The 6,000-nt window shown below is 63.6% G+C and carries 3 protein-coding genes and 1 pseudogene; 3 read left to right on the forward strand and 1 reads right to left on the reverse strand.

Features of this window, described 5'->3' with window-relative positions; all coding sequences use genetic code 11:
• The first annotated feature begins 2 nt into the window (after positions 1 to 2).
• Positions 3 to 1,451, forward strand: a complete 1,449-nt coding sequence (locus LRK71_RS18520; protein ID WP_232405451.1) for a mannose-1-phosphate guanylyltransferase/mannose-6-phosphate isomerase — start codon at positions 3 to 5, stop codon at positions 1,449 to 1,451.
• Between the two features lie 35 nt (positions 1,452 to 1,486).
• On the opposite strand, the gene LRK71_RS18525 is transcribed toward LRK71_RS18520, so the two are convergent.
• Positions 1,487 to 2,671 (reverse strand): peptidase G2 autoproteolytic cleavage domain-containing protein, encoded by a 1,185-nt coding sequence (locus LRK71_RS18525; protein ID WP_232405452.1) that lies wholly within the window; start codon positions 2,669 to 2,671, stop codon positions 1,487 to 1,489.
• A gap of 414 nt (positions 2,672 to 3,085) precedes the next feature.
• Between LRK71_RS18525 and LRK71_RS18530 the strand changes: the two genes are divergently transcribed.
• Positions 3,086 to 5,461 carry a M10 family metallopeptidase C-terminal domain-containing protein gene (locus tag LRK71_RS18530; protein WP_232405453.1) on the forward strand — a complete coding sequence of 792 codons (2,376 nt, stop codon included), beginning with the start codon at positions 3,086 to 3,088 and terminating at the stop codon, positions 5,459 to 5,461.
• 183 nt (positions 5,462 to 5,644) lie between these two features.
• A pseudogene (locus LRK71_RS20530) lies at positions 5,645 to 5,845 on the forward strand (transposase); the annotation flags it as partial.
• Between the last annotated feature and the right edge of the window lie 155 nt (positions 5,846 to 6,000).

The following is a 6,000-nucleotide window of genomic DNA, read 5'->3' on the forward strand; positions in this document are numbered from 1 at the left end:
CCATGATCACTCCCATTCTTCTTTGTGGCGGGTCGGGCACCCGGCTCTGGCCGCTGTCGCGCAAAAGCTACCCCAAGCAATTTGTGCCGCTGGTGGGCGATACGACCCTGTTTCAGGCCTCGGCGCAGCGGCTGTCGGGGGCGGAATATGCCGCGCCGATGGTGCTGACCAATTCCGATTTCCGCTTTATTGTCACCGAACAGCTGGCAGAGGTGGGCATTGATCCTGGGGCCATCCTGATCGAGCCTGCCGGGCGCAACACCGCCCCTGCGGTGCTGGCCTCGGCGCTTTATCTGGAGCAAAGTGATCCCGATGGGCTGATGCTGGTGGCGCCTTCCGATCATGTGGTGCCCGATGCTGCGGCCTTTCGCGCCGCAGTTGCGGCCGGCGAGGAAGCCGCGCGCGCCGGTCAGATCGTCACCTTTGGCATCAAGCCGACCCATGCGGAAACCGGCTATGGCTATCTTGAGCTGGCGGGCGCGCCCATTGAGTTTTCCCCGGATTTCACCCCGCGCGCCATTGACCTGCACCGCTTTGTTGAAAAACCCGATGCCCAAACCGCCGAGGCGATGCTCTCTTCGGGCAGGTTCCTGTGGAATGCCGGCATCTTTTTATTCTCGGTCAAGGCGATCCTTGCGGCGTTTCGCGCCCATGCTCCAGGTCTGATGGCCCCGGTGGAGACGGCGATTGCCGCAGCAGAGAGCGACCTTGGCTTCTTCCGCCTCGACCCTGCGGCCTGGCAGGCCCTGGAGGATATCTCGATCGATTACGCGGTGATGGAAAAGGTTGATAACCTGACCGTGGTGCCCTTTGCGGCCGGCTGGTCCGATCTTGGCGGCTGGGATGCGGTCTGGCGCGAAAGCGCGGCGGATGGTCAGGGGGTGGTGACCAGTGGCAATGCCACCGCAATTGACTGTCACGACAGCCTGCTGCGTTCTGAGGAGGAGGGCCTTGCCGTTGTGGGCATCGGCCTGCGCGATGTGATTGCGGTGGCGATGTCCGACGCGGTGCTGGTGGCCGATGCCTCGCGGGCGCAGGATGTGAAACTTGCGGTGGCGGCGCTGAAATCCAAAGGGGCCAAACAGGCCACGGAATTCCCCAAGGATCACCGTCCCTGGGGCTGGTTCGAAAGCCTGGCCCAGGGCAGCCGCTTTCAGGTGAAACGCATCCATGTCCATCCCGGCGCGGCCCTGTCGCTGCAAAGCCATCATCACCGTTCGGAACATTGGATCGTGGTCGAGGGCACTGCCAAGGTGACGGTTGATGGTGAGGTCAGGCTGGTGAGCGAAAACCAGTCGGTCTATATCCCGCTGGGGGCGGTACACCGGATGGAAAACCCCGGCAAATTGCCCATGGTGCTGATCGAAGTGCAGACCGGCAGCTATCTCGGCGAGGATGACATCCTGCGCTATGAAGACCTTTATGCCCGTGGTCAGGGGGCCAAGGGCTAGGCGCGCGGGCGGCTGCGGGCGGCAGACTGGGGGCATCAGCGCAGCAGCCATTCCTCTATCTCTCCAGAGATCCGGCGCATTGGCAGCCAGCAGGCGCTATGGGGCTGGCCCGCGCGCAGGCGCAGCTTGCCCAAAAGCCCCACCAGCCCCCATTCCGGGCGCTGGCTGCGCGGCTGATAGGGGCGGTTGGGATCATAGGCGGGGTTTTCCCGGCGGGTCCCATCCGGCCCCAGGAGCGGCGCGCCAAAGTCATCGCGCAGCCAGCGCTGTTTCCATTCATCCATGTCGCCATCGCCAATCACCGCCGGGGCGGCACTGATCACGCCGATGGGATCCTCGCCCGCACGGGCCGGGCGGATGCAGGCCCCGTCCAGCACCACCGAGACCCCGCGCCGGTCCTCGTTTGCCGGGTTGCCATCCAGCCATTCAAACCATTCCGCATAATCGGCGCCGCCGCCTGACCAGGCGCCATCACAGCTGCCATTGCCATCAGCGGCCAGCCGGAAGCCGGTGCCGCCACCATCCCCTGCGAGCAGATAATCCGACCCGGTGCCGGCAATCTCCAGATGGGCGCTGGGGCTGGCGGTGCCCAGGCCGGCATGGCCATTGGCTTTCAGCGCCAGGGCGGTGTTCCAGCTGCTGCCATTGCTGGAGGTCTTGATGGCCAGATCGTCATTGCCGAGCAGACCGATCTCGGCGCGGCCCGACCAATTGGATTGCAGCAGCAGGGCGGCGGTATCCGCAGGGCCGGATTTGTTCAGCTTCATCTGATGGCCGCTGCCGTCATGGCTGAACAGGCTGGCATCAGAGGCAAGGGCAAGCCGATTGGTGGTATCGGCGCTGGTGTTGACGCCGATCTGATCCAGATTCTGGGTCTGTGCCTGCACCAGCCCCCAGCTGCCGCCCTGCCAGATGCGCAGCTCGGCCGGGGTCAGCCCCCAGGCGCGCCAGCCGGGCTGCGGCGCAATGAACAGCCAGGCCTCTCCCTGCCAGATGGCCAGCTGGTTGGCCTGTCCGGCCCAGGCCCCGCTGGGGGCGGCACCCAGGGCATAGGCCTCACCGAGGCTGGGCGTCAGCGGGGGGAGGGTGGCGTCAAATGCAGTGACCCGCAGCTGCACCAGCGCATCCAGCAGCTGCAGGGCTTCATTATGGGTCACGTGTTTTTGCGCCTGCGAGGCCAGCAGATAGGGCAGGGCAAGAATGGCAGAGGTCTCGGACATGGGGCGGGCTCCTAGGGGGCAGGTGTGGGGCAGGCGGGGCGGGGAAGATGGGGCGGGGCAGGTGGCAAAACCTGCGCGCCAGCATCGCCCGGCAAGGTCAAGGCCCGGCTAACGCGGCGCGCGCCCCGGTTGCCGCTTTGGCAACGGTTGCCGCAGGCGGGGGCGCGGCGGGCAAAGCGGCGGTGAAAGTGCTGCATAAACGGTGCTATCCTCGGAAACAAAGTACCATTTTTTCGCGGATCGTTGCCAAATCAGCGATGGGGTCGGGAAATTTCCCACGCAGGGAGAGGCCTTAGGGATTGTCTTCAATCTGTAAACAATCATCGTTGTTTTGCCGCATTTCGACCCCGCTGTCGGCCCCTGTGGCATGGCAGTTTCTTCTGGTTTCAAAAGGTGGGACCTGGGGTGGCAAAGATGGAATTCGAGTTTCAGCAGCGTTTTCAGACGGGCAGTGATCGCTTTGATGTGGATCTGCGCGATCTGGAGGTGGTGCAGACGGATCACGGCAGCTGGCTCTATGCCAACACCGGCGTCAATGGCGGGCTGAGCCTGTTTCGCCTGGATGGCAGCGGTGCCGCCCCGGTGCTGCTGCAACGCTACTGGCATGAAAATGCCAGCCTGGGCACTGGCCAGATCACCTGTGCCGAGATCGGCGGCGAGATGCGCCTGTTGCAGCAGTACAGCAGCGCCGGGGCCCTGTTGTCCTATAACATTCACAGCAATGGCAATCTGGCCGGGCAACAGGCGGCAAGCCTGGCCCCGACAGAGGGGCTGGAGACCCTGGCGGTGCTGAGCCTCGGCCAGGGGGACAGCCTGGTCTACGGGGTCACCGCAGAAGGAGAGCTGCAGGGCTGGCGGCTGGACGCCGAGGGCCAGGCAACGGCAGAGCTGGCCACCTATGGGACCGGTGCGGCCTATCAAGTGCCAGGTGGCAGTCGACTGGCAATCAGCAGTGCAGCGGGGCAGGGGGGGGGCTATCTCTTTGCCCTGGATCCCACCGGCGAGGGGGTTCAGAGCTATCGTATCAATAGCCAGTCGGGGGCGCTGCAGGCGGCAGACAGCTTTGGCACCGTCGAGGGGCTGCCGGTGGCCGATCCCAGCGCGCTGCACAGTCTTCAGGCCTATGGCGCGACCTGGCTGATCCTGGCGGCGGCGGGCACCGGGTCCCTGTCCGTGCTGCGGGTGGCCGAGGATGGCAGTCTCAGCCTGGCGGATCAGCTGAACGATACGCTGGCCACGCGCTTTGGCGGTGCCTCGGTGCTGAAGGTGGTTGAGCTGGGCGATCATGTGCTGGTGCTGGCCGCCGGGGCGGATGATGGGCTCAGCCTGCTGCGGCTGCTGCCATCGGGGCAGTTGCTGCATATCACCAGCCTGGCCGATGCCACCGGGTTGGGGCTCGGGAATGTCACGGCGCTAGAGACTGCTTTGCTGGGGGATCAGCTGGAAATCTACGTGACCTCTGGCAGCTGGGGCGGGATTTCCCGCTTTGCGCTGGATCTCTCGGATCTTGGCGCGGTGCGCAGCCTGGAGCAGGGGCAGCTGAATGGTGGTCGGGGCGATGATCTGCTGCAAGGCGGCACCGGGGCGGCGCAGCTGCTGGGCTGGGGCGGTGATGATATCCTGGTGGCCAGTGGCGCTGACAGCCAGCTGACCGGTGGCAGCGGGGCAGACCGGTTTGTGCTGGGCCTGTCAGAGGCCGGACAGATCACGGTCATGGATTTTCGCCCCGGTGAAGACAGCCTGGACCTGTCGTTGATCCCTGGATTGTACAGCCCGGCCCAGTTGCAGCATCAGGGCCTGGCCGATGGCATCCTGTTGCAGTTTGGCAGCTTCTGGTTTGAAATCAAAAGCGCCAATGGCGCGCGCCTGACCCTGGAAGACATCTGGCCGACTGGCCGCTTTGACAGCCCCGACCGGGTGCCCCTGGGCGAGACCTGGGAAGAAGACATCCACTATGGCAGCGGCCTGGCCGATACCCTGGCGGGATCCTGGGCTGTTGATCAGATCCAGGGGCTGGGTGGTGATGATCTGATTCTGGGCAGGGGTGGTTCAGACATGCTGATGGGCGGCGATGGCAATGACACCCAGTGCGGGGGCTGGGGGGCTGATACCCTGGAGGGAGAGCTGGGCGATGATGTCTTGCAGGGCGGCAAGGGGCGGGATCGGATGTATGGCGGCGCGGGCAATGACATCCTGAAGGGGCAGCAGGACAATGACATGCTCTGGGGCGATCTGGGGGCGGATGTGCTCATCGGCAATGCGGGCAATGATTCCCTCTATGGTGGCAGCGGCAATGACGAGCTGCGCGGCGGGACTGGCCATGACCGGATCTGGGGCGGTGCCGGCGCCAATCTGCTGCTGGGGCAACGCGGCGCCGACCGGCTGGTGGGCGGAGCGGCCAATGATACCTTGTTGGGCGGCGGTGGTACGGACTGGGCCTATGGCGATGCGGGCGATGATGATCTGCGTGGCGGTTACGGGCACGATACCCTGTCGGGTGGTGACGGCAATGACAGGCTGTCGGGGGATGCCGGTGGCGATCTGCTGATTGGCGGCGCTGGCGCAGATACCTTTGCCTTTGGGCGCCAACACGGGTGGGACACGATCCGCGATTTCACCCCCGGCGAAGACATGATCGATCTGAGCGGCATGAAAATCTGGGGCGATGGCTTCGGCGATCTGGAGCTCAGCCAGCAAAGCAATGGCCTGCGGCTGAGCACCGGGCAGGGTGAGATCCTGCTGCAGGGGCTGCATCCCGGAGAGATCACGGCGGATGATTTCCTGTTCTAATGCCGGAGGGACCGGCTGCCAGAATACAAGACGCCAAAATATCAACGGGTCCAGACGTCAATATTGTGAAAAATATACCATAACATGGATTATCACAGAATGATTTGCTATGCGGGCACATTCTATACTGGGTTGCGAAATTTCCCCTATCTTGCTGGAAAGAAAGGAGAATGAAAGATGGCGCAAGCACCGTGGCAAAAGGGTTCTGTCGAGAACCTGAACAAGTGCGCTCGCCGGTATCTGCCAAGGGACGTGCCTGTCGCCACGCTCACAAATCGAGATATGAAATCGATTTGCGACCGCTTGAACGGCACGCCACGCAAGTGTCTGGGATGGCGCACACCAACCGAAGCCTTCAGGGAAGAACTGATGAAACTGAGATAGCGGAAACCGTCGCACCGACCCTTGAGCCATCAGCGTCGTCGCAGATACGTTTAGCGGAGACGGCTTAGGTTTCCGCTTTGTAGCGCCTCATAAATTTCGAAATCCAGGGCGTTTGCCCTGTGCAGTTCTGCGGTTAACTCTGGTGACAGGGACAT

The sequence above is a fragment of the Pseudophaeobacter flagellatus genome (genome assembly GCF_021228235.1).
Classification (GTDB): Bacteria; Pseudomonadota; Alphaproteobacteria; order Rhodobacterales; family Rhodobacteraceae; genus Pseudophaeobacter; species Pseudophaeobacter flagellatus.